Here is a 1,167-nt window from a genome sequence, read left to right on the forward strand (position 1 = left end):
GTGCTGGCCGTCGCCGAGGCGTTGGACGGGCCGCTCGCCGGCCGGTTGGCCCGGGTGGGCCGCACGCTGCTGCTCGGTGGTGGTCCGGCGGAGGCGTGGTCCGCCCTGGACGGAGTGCCCGGCGCGGATCGGCTGACCTCGGCGGCGTTGCGCTCAGCCAACAGTGGTGCCGCCCTGGCCGGCGCACTGACCCGGCTCGCCGACGACCTGCGCGCCGACCGGGCCACCGCCGCCGAGGCGTCGGTCCGCCGGGCGGGTGTGCTCATCGTCCTGCCGCTGGGGCTCTGCTTCCTGCCGGCGTTCATTCTCGCCGGACTCGTGCCGGTGATCGTCGCCGTTCTCGGCGACGTGCTCTGACCCATCGAGAAGGGAAAACAGTCATGCGCAAACTCATCGCTCGCCTGCGCGGCGATGCCGGAATGAACACGGCCGAGTACGCCGTCGGCACCCTCGCCGCGGTCGCCTTCGCCGGGATCCTGCTGAAGGTGCTGACCTCCGGCAACGTCCAGTCGGCGCTGACCGCTGTCATCGACCGGGCACTGAAGTGATCGGGCGCCGGCGGGCCGGCCGTCGGTCAGGACCGAGCGTTCCCGGGCTGGCGGCAGGCGGCGGGCGCAGATGGCGCCTCCTCGTCCGGGCCGCTGGTGGGGACCGGGGGTCCTTCACCGCCGAACTGGCGGCCGGCCTGCCGGCGCTGCTTCTGCTCCTGCTTGCCGGCCTGACCGCGGTCAACGCCGTCAGCGCGCAGGCGGGCTGCCTGCACGCGGCCCGGGAGGCGGCGCTCGCCGCCGCCCGGGGCGCGGACGGCGACGCGGAGGGTGGCAGTGCGGCGCCGCCGGGGGCGGCGGTGTCGGTGTCAGTCGAAGGCGACCGGGCGCACGCGACGGTAAGGGCACCCGTCCGGACGTTGGGCGGGCGGCTACCCCGCATCACCGTGGTCGCCACCGCCGTCGCCGCCGTCGAACCGGGTGCAGACGAGGGGAGTTGGTAGTGCCGCGAACTGAGGATCCGCCACGGCACGCCAGTGACCCACCGGCTGCCGGAGGCCTTGTTGCTCACCGGCCGGACCGGCAACGCGGTGGCGCGACAATCCTGCTGCTGGCGATGGGGCTCGTCTTCGTGCTGTTCGGGACGTTCGGCGCGGCCATCGTCGCCGCCGGCATGGCG

General features: G+C 74.6%; 3 protein-coding genes and 1 pseudogene. All 4 read left to right on the forward strand.

Annotated features, from left to right (window positions below; translation table 11 throughout):
- Window positions 1-357, forward strand: a 357-nt coding sequence (locus KBX53_RS33645) for a type II secretion system F family protein (protein WP_210863885.1), incomplete at its 5' end; no start/stop codon positions are given.
- 23 nt (window positions 358-380) lie between these two features.
- On the forward strand, window positions 381-548 hold the full coding sequence (locus tag KBX53_RS33650; RefSeq protein WP_081883916.1) for a DUF4244 domain-containing protein: 168 nt from the start codon (window positions 381-383) through the stop codon (window positions 546-548).
- Window positions 549-595: 47 nt separating this feature from the next.
- On the forward strand, window positions 596-991 hold the full coding sequence (locus KBX53_RS33655) for a TadE family type IV pilus minor pilin (RefSeq protein WP_051708657.1): 396 nt from the start codon (window positions 596-598) through the stop codon (window positions 989-991).
- A gap of 98 nt (window positions 992-1,089) precedes the next feature.
- Window positions 1,090-1,167: pseudogene (locus KBX53_RS36735) on the forward strand (helicase); the annotation flags it as partial.

The organism is Micromonospora sp. M51 (genome assembly GCF_018070305.1).
GTDB lineage: Bacteria > Actinomycetota > Actinomycetes > Mycobacteriales > Micromonosporaceae > Micromonospora > Micromonospora parva.